The following is a 19112-nucleotide window of genomic DNA, read 5'->3' on the forward strand; positions in this document are numbered from 1 at the left end:
GAGCCCGGCACCGGCCCGGCGGCCCAGGAGGGCTACGAGGGTTCTGCCGGGGGCAGGGCCTGTTCGCACCAGATGGTCTTGCCTGCGGCGGTCTGCCGGGTGCCCCAGCGCTGGGTGAGCTGGGCGACCAGCAGCAGGCCGCGGCCGCCCTCGTCGAAGACCCGGGCCCGCCGCAGGTGGGGGGCGGTGCTGCTGCCGTCGGAGACCTCGCAGATCAGCATCGTGGTGTCCCGGATGAGCCGCAGCTGGATCGGGGAGCCGCCGTAGCGGATGGCGTTGGTGACCAGCTCGCTGACCACCAGTTCGGTGGTGAAGGACAGGTCCTCCAACTGCCAGGCGCCGAGCTGGTCGGTGGTCAGGGTCCGGGCCCGGGCGACGTGCTCGGCGTCCGCGGGGACCTCCCAGGTGGCCACCCGGTCGCAGGGCAGGGCATGGGTGCGGGCGAGCAGCAGGGTGACGTCGTCGGCGGGTTCACCGGTGCGCAGCGCGGCCACCACGTGGTCGCAGGTGGCCTCCAGCGACTCCCCGGGCGTCGCCAGCGCACGGCGGAGCCGCTCGAGGCCCTGGCTCAGGTCGAGGTTGCGGGAGTGCACCAGGCCGTTGCTGAACAACGCGAGGGTGGTGCCTCCGGCGAGGTCCAGCTCGGTCGTCTCGAACGGCAGTCCGCCGAGCCCGAGGGGCGGTCCGGCCTGGCCGGGGGCCTTCTCCACCGCGCCCTGCGGGGTGATCACGAAGGGCAGCGGATGACCCGCGCTGGCGAGGGAGCAGCGCCGCGAGATCGGGTCGTAGACGGCGTACAGGCAGGTCGAGCCCACCTCTCCGGCCGGTTCCAGGGCGCCGTCGTCGAGGTGGAGAACGAGGTCGTCGAGGTGGGTGAGGAGTTCCTCGGGCGGCAGGTCGACGTCGGCGAGGGTGCGGACCGCCGTGCGCAGCCGGCCCATGGTGGCCGAGGCCTGGATGCCGTGGCCGACGACGTCCCCGACGACCAGCGCCACCCGGGTCCCCGACAGCGGGATCACGTCGAGCCAGTCGCCGCCGACTCCGGCCCGGGTGCCGGTCGGCAGGTAGCGGTAGGCGACGTCGACGGTCGTCCGCTCGGGCAGGTCGTGCGGCAGCAGGCTGTGCTGGAGGGCCAGCGCGGTCTCGCGCTCCCGGGTGTAGCGCCGCGCGTTGTCGATGGCGGCCGCGGTCTTCGCGGCCAGTTCCTCGGCGTCGGACAGGTCGTCCTTCTCGAACGGCGGGGAGTCCCGGGTCCGCCAGAAGGCGATCATCCCCATCTGGACGCCCTGCGCCGACAGTGGCGCGGTGATCAGCGAGCCCATGCCGAAGGCGAGCAGCCGGTCCGCGCACCGGGTGTCGGCGACCCACCCCGCCGGAGCGGTGCGCAGGTCGGAGTGGAGGGCCGCGCCGGTGCCGGGGACGGCCCGGCAGGGCGCGGCCGGTGCGCCGACCGGGCCCAGCGGCGACTCGTCGCGGATGCCGCCCCGGGCGACCCGCTGCAGGCCCGCGCCGTCGTCGTTCGCGGGCTCCCCACCGGTCAGGACGGCTGCCGCCAGGTCGACGGTGACGTAGTCGGCGAAGCGGGGGACGGCGACCCGGACGAGTTCGTCGGCGGTCCGCCGCACATCGAGGGTGTTGCCCACGGCCGTACCGGCGTCGTAGAGCAGCCTGAGCCGCCGGTGGCTCTTCTCCAGGGAGGCGGCCATGCTGTTGAACGCCGTCTCCAGCTGCCCGATCTCCCGTCTGCCGGAGGGCGGCACCCGTGCGCTGAGGTCACCGGCGGCCAGCCGGGTGGCGGTGACGGCCATCCTGCGCACCGGCCAGACGATCACCCGGGTCACATAGGCCCCGTAGCCGACGATCAGCAGGACCGCCCCGGCGACACCGATGGATGCCGCGAAGGTCAGCCGGTCCATCCGGTGCTCAAGGGCGTGCTCCTGCGTGTCGATGACGACGCGCTCGTCGGCGAGGTAGTCGCTGAGCTGGCCGCGGAGCGCCTCGACGAGCTGTCTGCCCTCCCGCGTGCGTGCGCTGGTGACCGCATCGGGGTCGCCGCGCCGGGCCGCGTCGACGAGCGGGACCGAGTAGTCGTCGATGAAGGACTGCCCGGACTCCCGGATCTGCCGGGCGAGCCGCCGCTGGGAGGGGGAGGGGCTCATGTCCACGAGCCGCTGTGCCTGCACGGGGAACGCGGCCCGTCCCGCCCGCCACGGCTTGAGGAACTCGTCCTGCCGGGTGATGACGTAGCTCAGCTGACCGCCCTCCATGTCGACCACGGCCTTCTCGACGGTCAGGGCCTGGGTAAGGGCCGGCCGGCCGCCCCGGGCGGTCACCAGGGAGCCGCGCGCGTCCTGGATCGCCCACAGCAGCATCAGGAAGACGAGGCCGATGAGCACGGCGAGCAGGGCGCCCGTGACAGCCGTCAGGGGAACCAGCCCCCTGTGCGGAGGTGTCTTCGTTCGGCCCCTGCGCAGCATGCGGGCGTTCCCTCCGCCACGAAGCATCAAAACGGAAAATTCAGGTCATGTTCCTACTTTTGGATTGTAGGGCGGTGGCCGGTCCGCGCTTGATGACGGAGGAAATACGCGCAGGCGCCCGGCGGCCCGGGGAACGGGCTGCCGGACGCCTGCCAGGACGTGCGGGTCAGGCCTGCGGAAGGCGGTCCAGCTGGGTCTGGATGCGGGCGATGGCCTCGTCCGCCTTGGCCAGCCGGCCGCGGATCTTGTCCACCACGTTGTCCGGGGCCTTCGCCAGGAACGCCTCGTTGCCCAGCTTCGCCGTCGCCTGGGCCTTCTCCTTCTCGGCGGCCGCGAGGTCCTTGGCGAGGCGCTTGCGCTCCGCCGCCACGTCGATCGTGCCGGAGAGGTCGAGGGCGACCGTGGCGCCGGCGACCGGGAGGGTGGCCGTGGCCGCGAAGGCGTCGCCCTCCGGCTGGAGGCGCAGCAGCTGGCGGATGGCCGCCTCGTGCGGGGCGAGCGCCGTGCCGTCGAGGGTGAGGCGGGCCGGGACCCGCTGGCCGGGCTGCAGGCCCTGGTCGGCGCGGAAGCGGCGGACCTCGGTGATGACGGACTGGAGGCTCTCGATCTCCCGCTCGGCCGCGTCGTCGCGGAAGCCGCTGTCGGACGGCCAGTCGGCGATGACGACCGACTCGCCGCCGGTCAGCGTCGTCCACAGGGTGTCCGTGACGAAGGGGACCACCGGGTGGAGCAGCTTCAGGGTGACGTCGAGGACCTCGCCGAGGACCCGCTGGGAGACCTCGGCGCCCCGGCCGCCCGCCTGGAACGTCGTCTTCGACAGCTCGACGTACCAGTCGAAGACCTCGTCCCACGCGAAGTGGTAGAGGGCGTCGGACAGCTTCGCGAACTGGAAGTCGTCGTAGAACGCGTCGACTTCGGCGACCGTCTTGTTGAGGCGGGACAGGATCCAGCGGTCCGTCGCCGACATCTCGGACGCGTCCGGGAGCGGGCCCTGGACGGTCGCGCCGTTCATCAGGGCGAAGCGGGTCGCGTTCCAGATCTTGTTGGCGAAGTTGCGGGAGGCCTGGACCCAGTCCTCGCCGATCGGGACGTCGGTGCCCGGGTTGGCGCCGCGGGCCAGGGTGAAGCGGACGGCGTCGGAGCCGTACTTGTCCATCCAGTCCAGCGGGTCGACGACGTTGCCGAAGGACTTCGACATCTTCTTGCCGCGCTCGTCACGGACCAGGCCGGTCAGCGCGATGGTGCGGAAGGGGACCTCGCCGTCCATCGCGTAGAGACCGAACATCATCATCCGGGCGACCCAGAAGAAGATGATGTCGTGGCCGGTCAGCAGGACGTCGGTCGGGTAGAACTTCCGCAGGTCCGCGGTCTGTTCGGGCCAGCCGAGGGTGGAGAACGGCCACAGGCCCGAGGAGAACCAGGTGTCCAGGACATCGGTGTCCTGCTTCCAGCCCTCCGCCTCGGTGCCGGGCGGCTGCTCGTCGGGGCCGACGCAGACGACCTCGCCGTCGGGGCCGTACCAGACCGGGATCCGGTGGCCCCACCACAGCTGGCGCGAGATGCACCAGTCGTGCATGTTGTCGACCCAGTCGAAGTACCGCTTCGACATGTCCTCGGGGTGGATCCTGACCCGCCCGTCGCGGACCGCGTCACCGGCCGCCTTCGCCAGCGGGCCGACCTTGACCCACCACTGCATGGACAGCCGCGGCTCGATGGTCGTGCTGCAGCGCGAGCAGTGGCCGACGCTGTGGACGTACGGCCGCTTCTCGGCGACGATCCGGCCCTGCGAGCGCAGCGCCGCGACGATCGCGGAACGCGCTTCGAAGCGGTCCAGGCCCGCGAAGGGACCGTGGACCGTGATGACGGCCCGCTCGTCCATCACGGTGATGGACTCGAGGTTGTGCCGCTGGCCGATCGCGAAGTCGTTCGGGTCGTGGGCCGGGGTGACCTTGACGGCACCCGTGCCGAACTCCGGGTCGACGTGCGTGTCGGCGACGACGGGGATCGTACGGTCCGTCAGCGGGAGCTTGATGCGCTTGCCGATCAGGTGCTTGTACCGCTCGTCGTCCGGGTGGACGGCGACGGCGGTGTCACCGAGCATCGTCTCCGCACGCGTGGTGGCGACGACGACGGTCTCGTCACCCTCGCCGTACTTGATGGAGACCAGCTCGCCGTCGTCCTCCTGGTACTCCACCTCGATGTCCGAGATGGCCGTCAGACAGCGGGGGCACCAGTTGATGATGCGCTCGGCGCGGTAGATCAGCTCGTCTTCGTAGAGCTTCTTGAAGATGGTCTGGACGGCCTTGGACAGGCCCTCGTCCATGGTGAAGCGCTCGCGGTCCCAGTCGACGCCGTCGCCGAGCCGGCGCATCTGGCCGAGGATCTTGCCGCCGTACTCTTCCTTCCACTGCCAGACGCGCTCGACGAACTCCTCGCGGCCGAGGTCCTGGCGGGACTTGCCCTCCTCGGCGAGCTGCTGCTCGACCTTGTTCTGGGTGGCGATACCGGCGTGGTCCATGCCGGGCAGCCAGAGCGACTCGAAGCCCTGCATGCGCTTGCGGCGGGTCAGCGCGTCCATCAGCGTGTGCTGGAAGGCGTGGCCCAGGTGCAGGGAGCCGGTGACGTTCGGCGGCGGGATGACGATGGTGTACGCGGGCTTGTCGCTCTTGGCGTCGGCCGCGAAGTAACCCCGCTCTACCCAGCGCTCGTACAGCGGCCCCTCTACGTCGGCCGGCGCGTACTGGGTCGGCAGTTCGGTGCTGGGCGCTGTGGGCTGCTGCTGAGCGTTCTCGGTCACGCGCTCAGTTTAGAGGTGTCACGGGGCAGTCCCGAAACGCGTTTGTTCTGTAACGGTGAGCACCCTCGTGCCATGAGCCCCCTGTGGCTGAGCCAGGATGTCAGGAACACATAAGCATCTGGAGGGGAACCCAGAGATGAGCTACAACCAGCCGGGCCCGTACGGAGGGCCGCCGCAGCAGCCGGGACCGTACGGGCAGCAGCCGGGTCCGTACGGCCAGCCGCCGCAGGCGCCCCAGCCCGGCTACGGCTACCCCCAGCAGGCCCCGCCGCAGCCGGGCTACGGCTACCCGCCCCAGGGCGTTCCCCCCGTCCCGCCGCAGCAGAACCCGTACGGCCAGCAGCAGCCGCCCTACGGCCAGCCCCCGTACGGCCAGCAGCCCTACGGCGTTCCGCAGCCGCCGGCTCCGGGCGGTGGGAAGAAGAAGACGGGGCTGGTCATCGGCGCGGTGGCGGTGGTCGCCGCCGTCGCGGTCGGCGCGTACTTCGTGCTCGCCGGGGGCGGGAGCGGCGGGCTCAAGGACGACGGGCCGCACAAGCTGACCGCGCCGGCCTCGGTCCTGTCCGCCAAGTACAAGCGAGTGGGCGACTCCAGCGAGCAGAAGACGAGTTCGAGCGACGCCGAGGACCTCGCCAAGTCCGGCGTCACCGACGCCACTTCGGTCACCGCGATCTACTCGACCGTCGACCTGGAGTCCCTGGACACCAGCAACCCGGCGGACGTGGCGAAGGCGCAGACCGCCGAGAACGTCACCCTCTTCGGCGTGTACGGGTCGGTGAAGGACCCGCAGGCCGCGCTGGATGCCACCTTCGCCAACATGAAGAAGGACAGCACCTCGGACGACGACGTGCAGTTGGTCGGCGATGCCCAGTCCGTCTCGCCCGACGGGCTGGACGGCGCGGTGATGAAGTGCCAGCAGGCGAAGGGCAAGAACCAGCTCACCGGCAAGGCCCAGACGGCCTACCTGTGTATCTGGGCGGACTACAGCACCATCGGCATGGTGGAGCCGACCGCGGCGGTGAAGACGTACGGCATCGACGAGTCGGCGAAGATCGCGGCCGATGTACGGAGTGAAGTGCGCGTCGCCAAGTAGCCACGGCCGACCCACGCGAAAGCGCCGGGCCCTCCTCGCAGGGCCCGGCGCTTCGGTGTTGACGTGGTTACGCCGACTTCTGCTCGCCCGCGCCCCGGCCGCGCGCGTCGCGCGGGATCAGGGTCGGGTTGACGTTGGAGTGGACGACGTCGGCCGTGATGACCACGCGGGCCACGTCCTTGCGGGACGGCACCTCGTACATCACGGACATGAGGACTTCCTCCATGATGGCGCGCAGGCCGCGCGCACCGGTCTGGCGGAGGATGGCCTGGTCGGCGATGGCCTCCAGGGCCTCGCGCTCGAAGTCCAGCTCCACGCCGTCGAGTTCGAAGAGGCGCTGGTACTGCTTCACCAGCGCGTTGCGCGGCTCGATCAGGATCTGGAGCAGGGCCTCGCGGTCCAGGTTGTGCACCGAGGTGATGACGGGCAGCCGGCCGATGAACTCGGGGATCATGCCGAACTTCACCAGGTCCTCGGGCATGACGTCCTCGAACTGGTCCTTGGACTGCAGCTCGCGCTTGGAGCGGATCGTCGCGCCGAAGCCGATGCCCTTGGCGCCCGCCCGGGACTCGATGATCTTCTCCAGGCCCGCGAACGCACCGCCCACGATGAACAGCACGTTCGTCGTGTCGATCTGGATGAACTCCTGGTGCGGGTGTTTGCGGCCACCCTGCGGCGGGACGGAGGCCGTGGTGCCTTCGAGGATCTTGAGAAGGGCCTGCTGCACACCCTCGCCGGAGACGTCTCGCGTGATCGAAGGATTTTCGCTCTTACGGGCTACCTTGTCGATCTCGTCGATGTAGATGATCCCGGTCTCGGCCTTCTTGACGTCGTAGTCGGCCGCCTGGATCAGCTTGAGGAGGATGTTCTCGACGTCCTCGCCCACATAGCCCGCCTCCGTCAGCGCGGTCGCGTCGGCGATCGCGAACGGGACGTTCAGCATGCGGGCCAGGGTCTGCGCCAGGAGCGTCTTGCCGGAGCCCGTGGGGCCCAGTAGCAGGATGTTGGACTTCGCCAACTCGATGGCGTCCTCGCGGCTTTGGCCGCCGCCGTTCTCACCCGCCTGGACCCGCTTGTAGTGGTTGTACACCGCGACCGAGAGGGCCTTCTTGGCGGGCTCCTGCCCGACCACGTAGCCCTCCAGGAACTCGTAGATCTCGCGGGGCTTGGGGAGTTCCTCCCAGCGCACCTCGCTCGTCTCGGCGAGTTCCTCCTCGATGATCTCGTTGCAGAGGTCGATGCACTCGTCGCAGATGTACACACCGGGCCCTGCGATGAGCTTCTTGACCTGCTTCTGGCTCTTGCCGCAGAACGAGCACTTGAGCAGATCGCCGCCGTCACCGATGCGTGCCACGGTGTGCTTCCCCTTCGCCTGGGAGACGCCTGGACTCTTTCGAATCCAGCGGCTCCTGGTGCTGCCTTATGTCGACGGTACCTTGCCGGGCCCCCCGTACGGGCCCCCCTTGGCACGGTTCACTTTGACGTGCACCTTGCCGAGCCCGCAGTCAAACCGGGCCAAGGGCGGCAGAGACTACATCCTCTGTCAGCGGACGTCAGCGTTGTTCATCTTCCGGGTGGAGATGATCTGGTCCACGATGCCGTACTCCAGCGCTTCCTCGGCCGTGAGGATCTTGTCGCGCTCGATGTCCTCGCGGACCTGCTCGATCGGCCGGTTGGAGTGCTTGGCCAGCATGTCCTCCAGCTGCTCACGCATCCGCGTGAACTCGTTGGCGATGATCTCCAGGTCGGAGAGCTGCCCGCGGCCGGTGGAACCGGCCGGCTGGTGGATCAGCACACGGGAGTTCGGCAGCGCCATGCGCTTGCCGGGCGTGCCGGCGGCCAGCAGGATGGCCGCGGCGGAGGCCGCCTGGCCCATGCAGACCGTCTGGATGTCGGGCTTCACGAACTGCATCGTGTCGTAGATCGCCGTGAGGGCGGTCATGTCGCCGCCCGGGCTGTTGATGTAGATCGAGATGTCCCGGTCGGGGTCCATCGACTCCAGGCACAGCAGCTGCGCCATGACGTCGTTGGCGGAGGCGTCGTCGATCTGGACGCCGAGGAAGATCACGCGCTCCTCGAAGAGCTTCGCGTACGGGTCGTACTCGCGAATGCCCTGGGAGGTGCGCTCCACGAAGCGCGGGATGACATAGCGGGCGTCGGGCCGGGGACCGTCGTAACGGGCGTCGGCGGCGCCGGGGAAGTTGCTCATGAGGGTGTTCACCGTCCTGGTGGCGTTCGGGGGGCTGGAGTCTCGGCGGAGCGTGGCGTGGCCGGGCTCAGGAGGCGCCGGTGCCGCCGCCTCCCGGAACACCGGAGGCATGCGTGATGATCTCGTCAATGAGACCGTACTCCTTGGCCTCTTCCGGGGTGAACCAGCGGTCGCGGTCGCCGTCGCGGACGATCGTCTCGACGGTCTGGCCGGAGTGCAGGGCGGTCAGCTCGGACATGGTCTTCTTGGTGCGCAGCAGGTACTGGGCCTGGATCTTGATGTCCGAGACCGTACCGCCCAGGCCCGCGGAGCCCTGGTGCATCATGATGTCCGTGTGCGGCAGGGCGAAGCGCTTGCCGGAGGTGCCGCCGGTGAGCAGGAACTGGCCCATCGAGGCCGCCATGCCCATGCCGATGGTGACCACGTCGTTCGGGATGTACTGCATGGTGTCGTAGATCGCCATGCCGGCCGTCACCGAGCCGCCGGGGCTGTTGATGTAGAGGTAGATGTCCCTGCCGGGATCGGCCGCGAGCAGCAGCAGCTGCGCGGTGATCTTGTTGGCGATGTCGTCGTCCACCTGCTGACCCAGGAAGATGATCCGCTCGCCGAGCAGCCGGTTGTAGACCTGGTCGCCGAGGCCACCACCGAAGGAAGGCTCGCCGGCGGCGGAGGGCATCAGATTCGTCACGTATCCACCTGCTCGTCTTACGACGGCGCCGGGCCGTCTCACGTTTCCGTAGCCGGGGGCTTGGCTGCCCTCGTACTCATGGACCCTAACGCGATGGTCCCTTCGGGGAATCCCGGTAACAGGGCTGTTCGCCGGGGGCGTAGAGCGGGTGCCTCCGGCAGAAGGGCCGCTGTCAACCTGCCGTGACTGTGCCGGTGGGCGGGCGCCTGCGGGTGCGTGGTGGCTGGTCGCGCCCCGCGGCGGAGCCGCTGACGTAGGCAGCCCCACGCCCCTCGGGTGGGTCTGCCTCACGCGAATGAGCAGGGGCCCCCGGGCAGTGCCCAGGAGCCCCTTGTACGTCGCTGGAGGCGCCGTGGGCTCAGCCCTCGGACTTCTCCTCGTCCGTGGCGTCCGCGGACTCGGCGGCGGCCTCGGGGGCCTCCGTCTCGTCCTCGTCCTCGTCGTCCAGGTCGACGAGCTCGCCGTTGGTGTCCTTCACCGTGGCGGCCTCGACCACGACGGCCAGGGCCTTGCCGCGGGCGACCTCGCCGACCAGGAGCGGAACCTGGCCGCCCTCGACGACGGCCTGGGCGAACTGGTCGGGGGACATGCCGGAGGAGGCCGCGCGCCGCATGAGGTGCTCGGTGAGCTCCTCCTGGTTGACGTTCAGCTTCTCGACCTTGACCAGCTCGTCGAGGACGAACTGGGTCTTGATGCCCTTGACCGCGGCTTCCTTGGTCTCGGCCTCGAACTCCTCGGCGGTCTTGCCCTGGATCTCGAGGTACTTCTCCAGGTCGAGGCCCATCTGGCCGAGCTGGTGGTGCTCCAGGTTGTGCTTGCGGGTGTTGATCTCGTCCTCGAGCAGCTTCTCGGGGACGGGCACCTCGACGAGCTCCAGGAGCTTCTCCAGGACGCGCTCCTGGGCCTGGGTGGCCTGGTCGTACGTCTTCATGTTGGCCAGACGCTTGCGGCTGTCGGCCTTCAGCTCGTCCAGGGTGTCGAACTCGGAGGCGAGCTGCGCGAACTCGTCGTCCAGCTCGGGGAGTTCGCGGGCGGCGACCTGGGTGACCTTGACGGTGACCTCGGCCTCGCGGCCGGCCGCGGAGCCGCCCTTGAGCTCGGAGGTGAAGGTGGCCTCGCCACCGGCCTCCAGGCCCTTCACGGCGTCGTCGATGCCGTCCAGCAGCTCGCCGGAGCCGATGGTGTAGGAGACGCCGTCGGCGATGCCGTCCTCGAGCACCTCGCCGTCGACCTTGGCCTCCAGGTCGATGGTGACGACGTCGCCGTCCTCGGCGGCCCGCTCGACCGGGGAGGTGGAGGCGAAGCGCTCGCGGAGCTGCTCCACGGACTTCTCGATGTCCTCGTCCGTCACCTCGACGGCGTCGACCTCGACCTCGATACCGGAGTAGTCCGGGATCTCCAGGGCGGGGCGGATGTCGACCTCGGCGGTGAAGTTCAGCGTCTCGCCGTCCTTCAGCTCCGTGATGTCGACCTCGGGCTGGCCCAGCGGGTTGAGCTCGGCCTCGTTGACCGCCTCGGTGTAGAACTTCGGGAGCGCGTCGTTGACGGCCTCCTCCAGCACCGCACCGCGGCCGAACCGCTGGTCGATGACGCGGGCCGGGATCTTGCCCTTGCGGAAGCCCTTCACCGTGACCTGCTGGTTGATCTTCTTGTACGCCGCGTCGAGGCTGTCCTTGAGCTCCTCGAAGGGCACCTCGACAGTGAGCCGAACCCGGGTCGGGTTCAGGGTCTCCACGGCGCTCTTCACGGTTCGGTCTCCTTGTGGCTGACTGCTTGGGTTCTGCCGGGACCAGAGAGGCACCGGCGGAGTTTCGCCGCCCGGAGGAGTTCGTAGGCCGCCGAGTGGGGGCCGGGACACGCGGGCGCGCAGCTTGCATAGTAACCGCAGCCGCTCAGCGCCCCAAAAGGCGATCAAGACGGACGCCGTCATTCAGTGGTCGGGGTGGCGGGATTTGAACCCACGGCCTTCCGCTCCCAAAGCGGACGCGCTACCAAGCTGCGCCACACCCCGTTTCGGTGCGACACGTAGGGTACATGCCCGGGCCGCCCGCGGCGGCCGCTTTGTTCACCCGCGTCGGCATCACATCCGTGCAGACCAACACGTTGGCCTACGCGGTGGACGACCCGCTACGATGCCTTCTGTGCCGCGGTCAGGGACCTGCGGCGCGTGTTGTGCGGGCGTAGCTCAATGGTAGAGCCCCAGTCTTCCAAACTGGCTACGCGGGTTCGATTCCCGTCGCCCGCTCCAAAATGGCTCAGGCCCAGGTCAGGTAGTAAATTTACTACCCGCCTGGGCCTGAGTCGATCAAGGGCAGATCAGCCCTCCGTGCCCCCCACGTGCCCGTTCCGACCGGAACCGCGCTTGAACGCCTTCACGATCATGTCGTCAACGGCGCCGGCGATCTCGCGCTCGCGCTCGTAGTCGGCGTGCTGGTAGATCAGTGCCGCGCGGGCCGTGCTGTGGCCGAGGCGGGTCATCAGCTCTTTAGTACTGGCGTTCGTCCGAGAGGCCGGCGTGTTACCCGTGTGCCGGAGATCATGGAACCTCAGCCCCTCGACCCCGGCTTCGGCGCAGGCCTTGTGCCACAGCCGGTTGAAGTGGTTCCGGCGTGGCGTGGCCTTCTTTGCTCCGACAAACACTCGGCCGGCAGTACTGCTTTCCGCGTAGACGTTCATATGGGTGACGACGAACGGCAGCACCGAGGCAGGGACCGCCACCAGCCGCTTGCCGGCCGCGCTCTTCGGTGCCTTGTAAACCCTCTTACCGCTGGTCAACTCCGAGATGGCACCGCGCACCCTGATCATCCCGTGTTCCAGATCAATGTCCGATCGATGCAGAGCGACCAGCTCGCCCCAGCGCAGCCCGCAGAACGCAGCGAGCAGGACCAACGCCTTGTAACAAGGCTGAATCCGGTCGGCGACCGCAAACACCTCGGGGATGCTCGCCGTGGGCCGCTCCGGGGTGACCACCGTGCCGCCGTTCTTGATCTGGCACGGGTTGCGGCGGATCAGATCGTCTTCAACGGCCGTGCCCATGATCGTGCGCAGCAGGGCATACGCCTTGGCGACCGTTGACGGACCCACGCCGTCATCGAGGCGCGCCCTCCGCCAGGTGCGCACGGCGGCCGGCGTGATGTCCGCGATCGCCATCGAACCGAAGGTGGGCGCCAGGTGGATCCGGAGCAGCGATGCGTACGGCTCAGCGGTTCGGGGCGCCAACGGACGCTCCTTCACCCATGCCGCCGCGTAGTCGCCGAACGCCACCTTTCCGGCGTCGGGGTCGCGCCAATCGCCCTGCCGAAGCTGGGACTGCATGTCCGCCAACCAGTCGTCAGCGTCGCGCTTCGTGCGGAAGGTGTCCGGTGCTGGATGGTCGGCCCCGTCCAGACCCCGATACCGGGCCTGGTAGCGGCCGGACGGGAGCTTGCGGACACGGCCGACCTGTCGACGCTTGCCAGTCATCAGGCAGCCACCCCCCGAAGCAGGGAGCCACGCCGGCGAGACGGCACGGTGTTGGCGTCGATGAACTCGCGCACAGCGCTCTCAGGGATGCGGACGTGGCGTCCGACCTTGACGTACGTGATGCGCCGTTCCTCGATCAGGCGCCGGGGGAAGCGCACGGTCGTACCCAGGATCGCGGCGACCTGGTCAACGCTGAGGTACCGGTCATGCATGGTCGTGTTCTCCTTCCTGGCGCAGGTCTTGCAGGGCTTCGCGGGCCGTTTCGCGGTTGAGTCGGATCTCCCGGCGGATGTTGGCGGCGAGCCAGGATTCGCCGGGGGTGTGGCCGTGGCCCGCGTAGGCCCAGTGGGCGAGCGTGAGCGTGGTGGTCTCGGTCTCGTCGTCGAAGTCGGGCAGGCCGAGGGAGCGGCGTTGCTGCTGCGCGCGGTAGTCGGCGCGGACCTGTCCCGGGGCACCCAAGGTTGTTGAGTAGCGGCGGGACTTAGTCAAGGCCCGCGCATGGCGCGGGCGCGCGCCGCCTCGACGGCGCGGCCTGCCTCCTGTCTCCGCCCCGGCTGGCCGCGCCCGGCGGCGCGCTGCGTGCAGCGGGCAAGCACGAGAAAGCCTGCACAGCCCGGAAGGCGGACACGGCGGCATCGCTGAGCGGCTTACGTGACACGAGCGCGGCCTTCTGCGGCCATAGCGGCAGTGCTGTCGATCAGGCCAGCAGCGGGAGGGGCGGCGTCCGGGCCAGGCGATGTCGCCGGGCGGAAAAGGCCGGCGGGGCCGAGCGCCGTACCGCCACCGTCACGGATGCGGGAGCGTGAGCGGACCACCCCAGAGAAATCGGCTGAGGGGGAGCTGGCTGCTGCCGCGCTGTGGCCGAGCCCGTCGCGGGCGCTCCGCTAGGCGCACCGCCCTGAGGCTGCAGGATCACTGATGCCTAATCAGGTCTGACTGCGACGTTCGGCTTCGGGCGACCTGAAACAAGGGTGTACGACTGAGTGCCGGTCTAGATCCAAATACCTCGGCATCAACGCCATCCGCCGCGACCCCGCACAGCGAGCCGGGTACCGTATGCCCGAACAGCACACCGCCGGACCACACGCGGGTGTGGTCGGGACCGACGGAGAGGGCTGGTAGGAAAGCTATGGAAGAGCCGCGTCGCCTCGGCGGCCGGTACGAGCTGGGCCATGTGCTCGGCCGTGGCGGCATGGCCGAGGTCTACCTGGCGCACGACACCAGGCTCGGCCGCTCCGTGGCGGTGAAGACGCTGCGCGCGGACCTCGCACGCGATCCGTCCTTCCAGGCCCGGTTTCGCCGGGAGGCCCAGTCGGCCGCCTCGCTCAACCATCCCACGATCGTCGCGGTGCACGACACGGGCGAGGACCACATCGACGGGGTCTCGATCCCGTACATCGTGATGGAGTACGTCGACGGGTCGACGTTCCGCAAGCTTCTTCACAGCGGCCGCAAGCTGCTGCCGGAGCGGTCCATGGAGATGACCATCGGCATCCTCCAGGGCCTGGAGTACTCTCACCGCGCCGGCATCGTCCACCGCGACATCAAGCCCGCGAACATCATGCTGACGCGCAACGGCCAGGTCAAGGTCATGGACTTCGGCATCGCCCGTGCCATGGGCGACTCCGGCATGACGATGACGCAGACGGCCGCAGTCATCGGCACCGCCCAGTACCTCTCCCCGGAGCAGGCGAAGGGCGAGCAGGTCGACGCGCGCTCGGACCTCTACTCGACCGGCTGCCTCCTCTACGAGCTGCTGACAGTCCGCCCGCCCTTCGTGGGCGACTCCCCGGTCGCGGTGGCCTACCAGCACGTCCGCGAGGAGCCGCAGCCGCCGAGCGTCTTCAACCCCGAGATCACGCCCGAGATGGACTCGATCGTGATGCGGGCGCTGGTCAAGGACCCGGACTACCGCTACCAGTCCGCCGACGAGATGCGTTCCGACATCGAGGCCTGCCTCGACGGCCAGCCGGTCGCCGCCACAGCGGCCATGGGCTCGGTCGGCTACGGCGGCTACCCCGACGATCAGCCGACGACGGCTCTGCGCACGGACTCCAGCGCCGGCGCGACCACGATGCTGCCGCCGATGAACCGCTACGACGGCGGCTTCGGCTACGACGAGCGCCCGGACCGCCGCCGGCAGAAGAAGAACAACAACACGTCGACGATCCTGCTGGTCGTGGCCGGTGTGCTGCTGCTGGTCAGCGCGATCCTCATCGGCAAGTGGTTGGGCAAGCAGTTTTAGTCTGGTCGTTGGTTGGAGCTGACACCAACGCCTGACACCAACAGCGGCGCACACAGTCGGATCTGATAAAGATGAGGCTCATCAATCACAAAGCCTCGTAGAGTCGAGCCGTCCCGACAACAGGTGCCCCGGGGGTGCCCGACGCGGATGCCGAACCGGTGGGAGTAAGAGGCGGCTCGCGGGGTGGCCGTACGAGCGTGGCGCGCGATCGGCGTCCTGAGTAGTCCCCACCGGACCCCGGCTGTACAGCAGCGAAGTACAGCAATCACCGCGACCGCAGCCGGTCATCAGTGACCGCACCCACACGGGCGAGCAGCGCTGCAGACCTCAGCGACCGCCCTGTCCGTAGTTCGCATCGAGCGGCAGCAACGACCGCACGGGACACCCTCATCACGCGAACGGCGACAGGCCCTTGCTCTCCAGGTGAGCGAGCAGCGAGTCGAGGCATGCGTCTGCGGTAGCCAGGTCAGCACGGAAGAACGAGTCCTCGCCAAGCGGCCCACCACTGACGATGACCATCCACGCCTTCCTGTGCTCAACCATGCGGTCACCGTCGACCTTGAACACGGTCGTGACTCCGCGGTCGGCCAGCCACTCCATCAGTTCAAGCATGTTCACTCGCACCCCTCCGGAGAGATCATCCCATCCCCAGAGCACGCGCCCTCGGGCCGTCCCTGGGCCGTGCGAGGGCGCTCAACGACGACCAACGCTGACAACCGTCGACAGCTAAGCCGCAGGTCGCAGCGTTGATCGATTACACGGCCGCAGGTCAGAGAATCGACCCTTCACTTCTTCGGCTACTGAGCGCGCCTGAGGGCAGGCAGCGGACCTCTCAAAGCACCGGCGCTGTCACGCTAAAGTCCTCACCCCCGTAGAGGGATTCGTAGTGGATCTCGATCACGAGGCGTCTCGTGATGAGATCCCAGAACCAGTCATGCTGGTCGTTGCTGAACTCATCCAGCCTCAGCAGCCAGGTGGATTGCCCTGGCAGCATTAGGGCCCCCGAGCGCATGGAGTGTGCCTTAGGTTCCGTTGGAAGCGACTCCGCTAAGAGTTGCTGCGTGCGGTAGTTCCACTCCCCGATGACCGCCCCATCCAACGAGACCACCGATGACGTTATGACGGCCGGACCGAGACCGCCATTGACAACGTTGAGCCCGGCTTCAGTGCCCTTGTAGTGCTTGACGCGACGCATCTGGAGCGCGGGCCTCACTGACTGGCGACTGTGCCGCCTGCTGTCCCTGGTCTGCGTGTAGCTGACCCAGAGCGAGCCGAGCGCTATGACTGTGGCTGCAACTGCGGTGACCGTGTCTGCGCCCATACGCCCGCCCCCATGCGACCCGTGGATGGTCATCGGTTCCTCCCCGCTTGACCACCATTCCAGTCCGCAACGGGCGTGCACGCTGAGCCGAGAGCGCCTGATGCAACCGCTGAACGAGTCCGAATCAGGACCTACTTAAATCCGGTCGGAATCAACCACACTTGAACACATGGGGGGTTTATCCGATCGATACCAGTTCGTATGTGATCGCTGCGGTGACGCAAGCTCCACCGTGCGCGATCGAGGGCGCATCGACCTCATGGCCAGGCTCTGCGATGTCTGCTGGAACACCATCGCCAACGAGATGGCCAAAGTCGACGGGGCCACGGCTGCCCCGCGACCCGATCCTGACCCGGACGACGTGTCATGGATCGAGCCACCCATTTGCCCCACATGCGGAGCAATCGTTCAGGTATGTCCCACGAACTACGACCGGTGGGTCAGCCTCGCCACGGTGGAGTTGCCCGCCAAGGACGTCCCAGAGCCCTTCCGGTGGCGTTTGACGAAGCTTCCGGCCCGATCCCCCATCGCCACGGACATCGTCGCCGTACGGGTCCGTGGAGTCGATCCGCTCCCGGGTGAGCCCGTCGTGCCGGCTCATCGCATGATGTGCGTCCCCGAGTAGCCTGAGACATCGATCGCAGCACGAGGGCGGTCGGCCGCCATGCCCGCTGCGTGCCCGATCGAGCGGCGACCGGCGGGGAGCCACGGGGAACGTCGGCGAGCGACGCGAGAACCTTGCGGTCGGCGTGTCCGGCGAGCGGCGACCCGGCCCCGGACGCGCAGAGCGGGCGACGGGAATCGAGCCCGCGTAGCCAGTTTGGAAGATCGCGTACGTGGATCCGGGCTGAGCTGGCGAGACGCTGACGTGCGGATGACGGAGCGGACGCCGTACAGGGCGTACGGACGGAGCGGACGCCGTACAGGGCGTACGGAATCTACGTCTCGTACTCTTCGCCCACGGATCGCATCCACGGATCGCGCTCCGTCGCGCGCGGGCGCGCGCCCGCGCGCGCTCGCGCTCGCGCGGTCAGAAGTTGATCGAGTTGATGGTCTGCGCTATCGAGTCGAGGAAGCGCTGGATCGAGGGGGCCATCCCGGTCGACGCGAGGAAGAAGCCGAAGAGGACGGCGACTATCGCGGGGCCGGCCTTGATGTTCCCCCCTCTGATCAGCACTACCAGGATGATCGCCAACAGCAGCACCACAGACAGTGAAATGGCCACAACTGATCACGCCCTCGGTCGGTTCCGCTCTCCCGGCCCGGGGGTACGACCCCGCACCCCCGCCAGAACCATCGTGCCACCAACCCGGCCGCACTATGCGGCCCGTGACACAACGTCGACAACCCACCGCCCACCGGCCCCCGCCCGCACAGTAATTCGACGCCCCACCCGGCCGTAGATCCAAGGCAATTGGCCGACTTGGTTTCGGTGTCCACACAACGCCCGCGCAGCCAATTCGAATTGTTGACACAGGTATCACAAGGCGGGGCCACACGCAGGCGTTATGCACCAATTAGTCAGGATGAATAGGGACATCGCGGGTGTAAGTGCCCCATGAAACCGCATGGGTATAGGAGTCGACCCGGGTAATTAGACCGGCGGTTCACAAGTGATCACGGAAGATATCCAGCATTCGCGTCGGTGGTTTTACGAAATCCCACAGGCGACGCTAGGGTGCCTCAGATGTTTGCCGCCGCCACGTCCCCCGGCCAGAACCCAGCACCGCGTCCCCCGGCCCGGCCGCCGGCGGACAGACAGCGCGACGCGTTCTTCGACAACGCCAAGTACCTGGCGATCGTGCTCGTCGCGATGGGTCACTCCTGGGAGCCGCTGAAGGGCGACAGCCGCGTCCTGGAGGCGCTGTACTGCGTCGTGTACGCCTTCCACATGCCGGCGTTCATCATCATCTCCGGCTACTTCTCCCGGAATTTCGACATGCGCCCGGACCGGCTGAAGCGGCTGGTCACCGGGGTCGTCGTGCCGTACGTCCTGTTCGAGACCGCCTATTCGCTGTTCGAGCGGTACATCGACCACTCCCCCGGCCAGGACATCAGCCTGCTCGACCCCTGGTACCTGACCTGGTTCCTGTGCGCGCTGTTCGTCTGGCGGCTGACCACGCCGATCTGGCGGGCGGTCCGCCACCCGCTGCCCGTCGCCTTCGTCATCGCGATGCTGGCGTCCGTGTCCCCCACCATCGGTGACGACCTGGACCTCCAGCGGGTCCTGCAGTTCCTGCCGTACTTCGTGCTCGGCCTGTGCCTGCGGCCCGAGCACTTCCGGCTGGTACGCCGGTGGCCGGTGCGGATCGCCGCGGTACCGGTGTTCGCGGTCGCGCTGGCGTTCTCCTGGTGGTCGGTGCCGCGGATGAACACCGCGTGGTTCTACCACCGCGACGCCGCGCAGGAACTGGGTGTGCCGTGGTGGTGCGGGCCGGTGATGGTGCTCGCGATGTTCGGCTGCTCGATGGTGCTGACGGCCGGCTTCCTGTCCTGGGTACCGGGCCGGCGGATGTGGTTCACGACACTGGGCGCGGGCACGCTGTACGGCTATCTGCTGCACGGTTTCGTCGTGAAGTACGCCGACCACGCGGGCTGGTTCGACCCGCGGTGGCTGCACCGCCCGCTCGGCGAGATCCTCGTCACCGCACTCGCCGGCGCCGTTGTCACCCTGCTGTGCTCCGGGCCCGTCCGGCGGGTGTTCCGGTTCGCCATGGAGCCGAGGATGGCCTGGGCGTTCCGGCAGGACGCGGCGGAACTGGCGCGGGGGCGGCAGAGCCAGGAAGGCCGGGAAACCCGGGAGAAGGCCAACGTGTGATT

13 protein-coding genes, 2 tRNA genes and 2 pseudogenes are annotated in these 19112 nt (G+C 68.5%); 4 read left to right on the forward strand and 13 right to left on the reverse strand.

Going from position 1 to position 19112, the window contains the following annotated elements:
* Positions 1-32 precede the first annotated feature (32 nt).
* Positions 33-2477, reverse strand: a complete 2445-nt coding sequence (locus tag ACWGJB_RS09915; RefSeq protein WP_453379689.1) for a SpoIIE family protein phosphatase — start codon at positions 2475-2477, stop codon at positions 33-35.
* Between the two features lie 166 nt (positions 2478-2643).
* Positions 2644-5274: a valine--tRNA ligase gene (locus ACWGJB_RS09920; RefSeq protein WP_453379690.1), complete on the reverse strand. Its 2631-nt coding sequence runs from the start codon at positions 5272-5274 to the stop codon at positions 2644-2646.
* 136 nt (positions 5275-5410) lie between these two features.
* Between ACWGJB_RS09920 and ACWGJB_RS09925 the strand changes: the two genes are divergently transcribed.
* Positions 5411-6367 (forward strand): hypothetical protein, encoded by a 957-nt coding sequence (locus ACWGJB_RS09925; RefSeq protein ID WP_453379691.1) that lies wholly within the window; start codon positions 5411-5413, stop codon positions 6365-6367.
* Positions 6368-6434: 67 nt separating this feature from the next.
* On the opposite strand, the gene clpX is transcribed toward ACWGJB_RS09925, so the two are convergent.
* The 5 genes from clpX to ACWGJB_RS09950 all read right to left on the reverse strand — a co-directional run bounded on the left by clpX (position 6435) and on the right by ACWGJB_RS09950 (position 11275).
* The gene (gene clpX / locus ACWGJB_RS09930; protein WP_351691081.1) at positions 6435-7721 is read right to left on the reverse strand and encodes an ATP-dependent Clp protease ATP-binding subunit ClpX; all 1287 of its coding nucleotides are present in this window, start codon (positions 7719-7721) and stop codon (positions 6435-6437) included.
* Positions 7722-7910: 189 nt separating this feature from the next.
* Positions 7911-8576 carry an ATP-dependent Clp protease proteolytic subunit gene (locus ACWGJB_RS09935; protein ID WP_365800683.1) on the reverse strand — a complete coding sequence of 222 codons (666 nt, stop codon included), beginning with the start codon at positions 8574-8576 and terminating at the stop codon, positions 7911-7913.
* Between the two features lie 67 nt (positions 8577-8643).
* The gene (locus ACWGJB_RS09940; RefSeq protein ID WP_453379858.1) at positions 8644-9252 is read right to left on the reverse strand and encodes an ATP-dependent Clp protease proteolytic subunit; all 609 of its coding nucleotides are present in this window, start codon (positions 9250-9252) and stop codon (positions 8644-8646) included.
* 370 nt (positions 9253-9622) lie between these two features.
* The gene (gene tig, locus ACWGJB_RS09945; protein ID WP_453379692.1) at positions 9623-11011 is read right to left on the reverse strand and encodes a trigger factor; all 1389 of its coding nucleotides are present in this window, start codon (positions 11009-11011) and stop codon (positions 9623-9625) included.
* Positions 11012-11198: 187 nt separating this feature from the next.
* Positions 11199-11275 (reverse strand) — tRNA-Pro (locus ACWGJB_RS09950).
* Positions 11276-11438: 163 nt separating this feature from the next.
* Here ACWGJB_RS09950 and ACWGJB_RS09955 point away from each other — a divergent pair.
* Positions 11439-11512: transfer RNA gene (locus tag ACWGJB_RS09955), tRNA-Gly, on the forward strand.
* A gap of 68 nt (positions 11513-11580) precedes the next feature.
* Here the strand turns inward: ACWGJB_RS09955 and ACWGJB_RS09960 are convergent.
* From ACWGJB_RS09960 to ACWGJB_RS09970, 3 genes and pseudogenes are all read right to left on the reverse strand, one after another.
* On the reverse strand, positions 11581-12726 hold the full coding sequence (locus ACWGJB_RS09960) for a tyrosine-type recombinase/integrase (protein WP_453379693.1): 1146 nt from the start codon (positions 12724-12726) through the stop codon (positions 11581-11583).
* On the reverse strand, positions 12726-12938 hold the full coding sequence (locus ACWGJB_RS09965) for an excisionase family DNA-binding protein (RefSeq protein ID WP_453379694.1): 213 nt from the start codon (positions 12936-12938) through the stop codon (positions 12726-12728). The genes ACWGJB_RS09960 and ACWGJB_RS09965 overlap by 1 nt, the downstream gene beginning before the upstream one ends.
* Positions 12931-13212 (reverse strand): annotated as a pseudogene (locus ACWGJB_RS09970) (replication initiator); the annotation flags it as partial. The gene ACWGJB_RS09965 and the pseudogene ACWGJB_RS09970, both read right to left, overlap by 8 nt.
* Positions 13213-13855: 643 nt before the next feature.
* Here ACWGJB_RS09970 and pknB point away from each other — a divergent pair.
* Positions 13856-14953 (forward strand): annotated as a pseudogene (gene pknB, locus ACWGJB_RS09975) (Stk1 family PASTA domain-containing Ser/Thr kinase); the annotation flags it as partial.
* A 408-nt stretch (positions 14954-15361) separates the two neighbouring features.
* Here pknB and ACWGJB_RS09980 read toward each other — a convergent pair.
* From ACWGJB_RS09980 to ACWGJB_RS09990, 3 genes are all read right to left on the reverse strand, one after another.
* Positions 15362-15583, reverse strand: coding sequence for a hypothetical protein (locus ACWGJB_RS09980; protein ID WP_453379859.1), 222 nt, complete (start codon positions 15581-15583; stop codon positions 15362-15364).
* 220 nt (positions 15584-15803) lie between these two features.
* The gene (locus ACWGJB_RS09985; protein ID WP_453379695.1) at positions 15804-16325 is read right to left on the reverse strand and encodes a hypothetical protein; all 522 of its coding nucleotides are present in this window, start codon (positions 16323-16325) and stop codon (positions 15804-15806) included.
* Positions 16326-17322: 997 nt separating this feature from the next.
* Positions 17323-17517, reverse strand: coding sequence for a hypothetical protein (locus ACWGJB_RS09990; RefSeq protein WP_360483848.1), 195 nt, complete (start codon positions 17515-17517; stop codon positions 17323-17325).
* A 462-nt stretch (positions 17518-17979) separates the two neighbouring features.
* On the opposite strand from ACWGJB_RS09990, the gene ACWGJB_RS09995 reads away from it, so the two are divergent.
* Complete coding sequence (locus tag ACWGJB_RS09995; RefSeq protein ID WP_453379696.1) at positions 17980-19110, forward strand: acyltransferase family protein; 1131 nt, start codon at positions 17980-17982, stop codon at positions 19108-19110.
* Positions 19111-19112 lie beyond the last annotated feature (2 nt).

This window comes from Streptomyces sp. NPDC054813 (genome assembly GCF_053611365.1).

Coding starts and splice junctions, on each gene's coding strand:
- ACWGJB_RS09915 (WP_453379689.1), bottom strand. CDS start 2,477: ATGCTGCGCAGGGGCCGAACGAAGACACCTCCGCACAGGGGGCTGGTT.
- ACWGJB_RS09925 (WP_453379691.1), top strand. CDS start 5,411: ATGAGCTACAACCAGCCGGGCCCGTACGGAGGGCCGCCGCAGCAGCCG.
- ACWGJB_RS09935 (WP_365800683.1), bottom strand. CDS start 8,576: ATGAGCAACTTCCCCGGCGCCGCCGACGCCCGTTACGACGGTCCCCGG.
- ACWGJB_RS09940 (WP_453379858.1), bottom strand. CDS start 9,252: ATGCCCTCCGCCGCCGGCGAGCCTTCCTTCGGTGGTGGCCTCGGCGAC.
- ACWGJB_RS09960 (WP_453379693.1), bottom strand. CDS start 12,726: ATGACTGGCAAGCGTCGACAGGTCGGCCGTGTCCGCAAGCTCCCGTCC.
- ACWGJB_RS09965 (WP_453379694.1), bottom strand. CDS start 12,938: ATGCATGACCGGTACCTCAGCGTTGACCAGGTCGCCGCGATCCTGGGT.
- ACWGJB_RS09980 (WP_453379859.1), bottom strand. CDS start 15,583: ATGCTTGAACTGATGGAGTGGCTGGCCGACCGCGGAGTCACGACCGTG.
- ACWGJB_RS09985 (WP_453379695.1), bottom strand. CDS start 16,325: ATGACCATCCACGGGTCGCATGGGGGCGGGCGTATGGGCGCAGACACG.
- ACWGJB_RS09995 (WP_453379696.1), top strand. CDS start 17,980: ATGTTTGCCGCCGCCACGTCCCCCGGCCAGAACCCAGCACCGCGTCCC.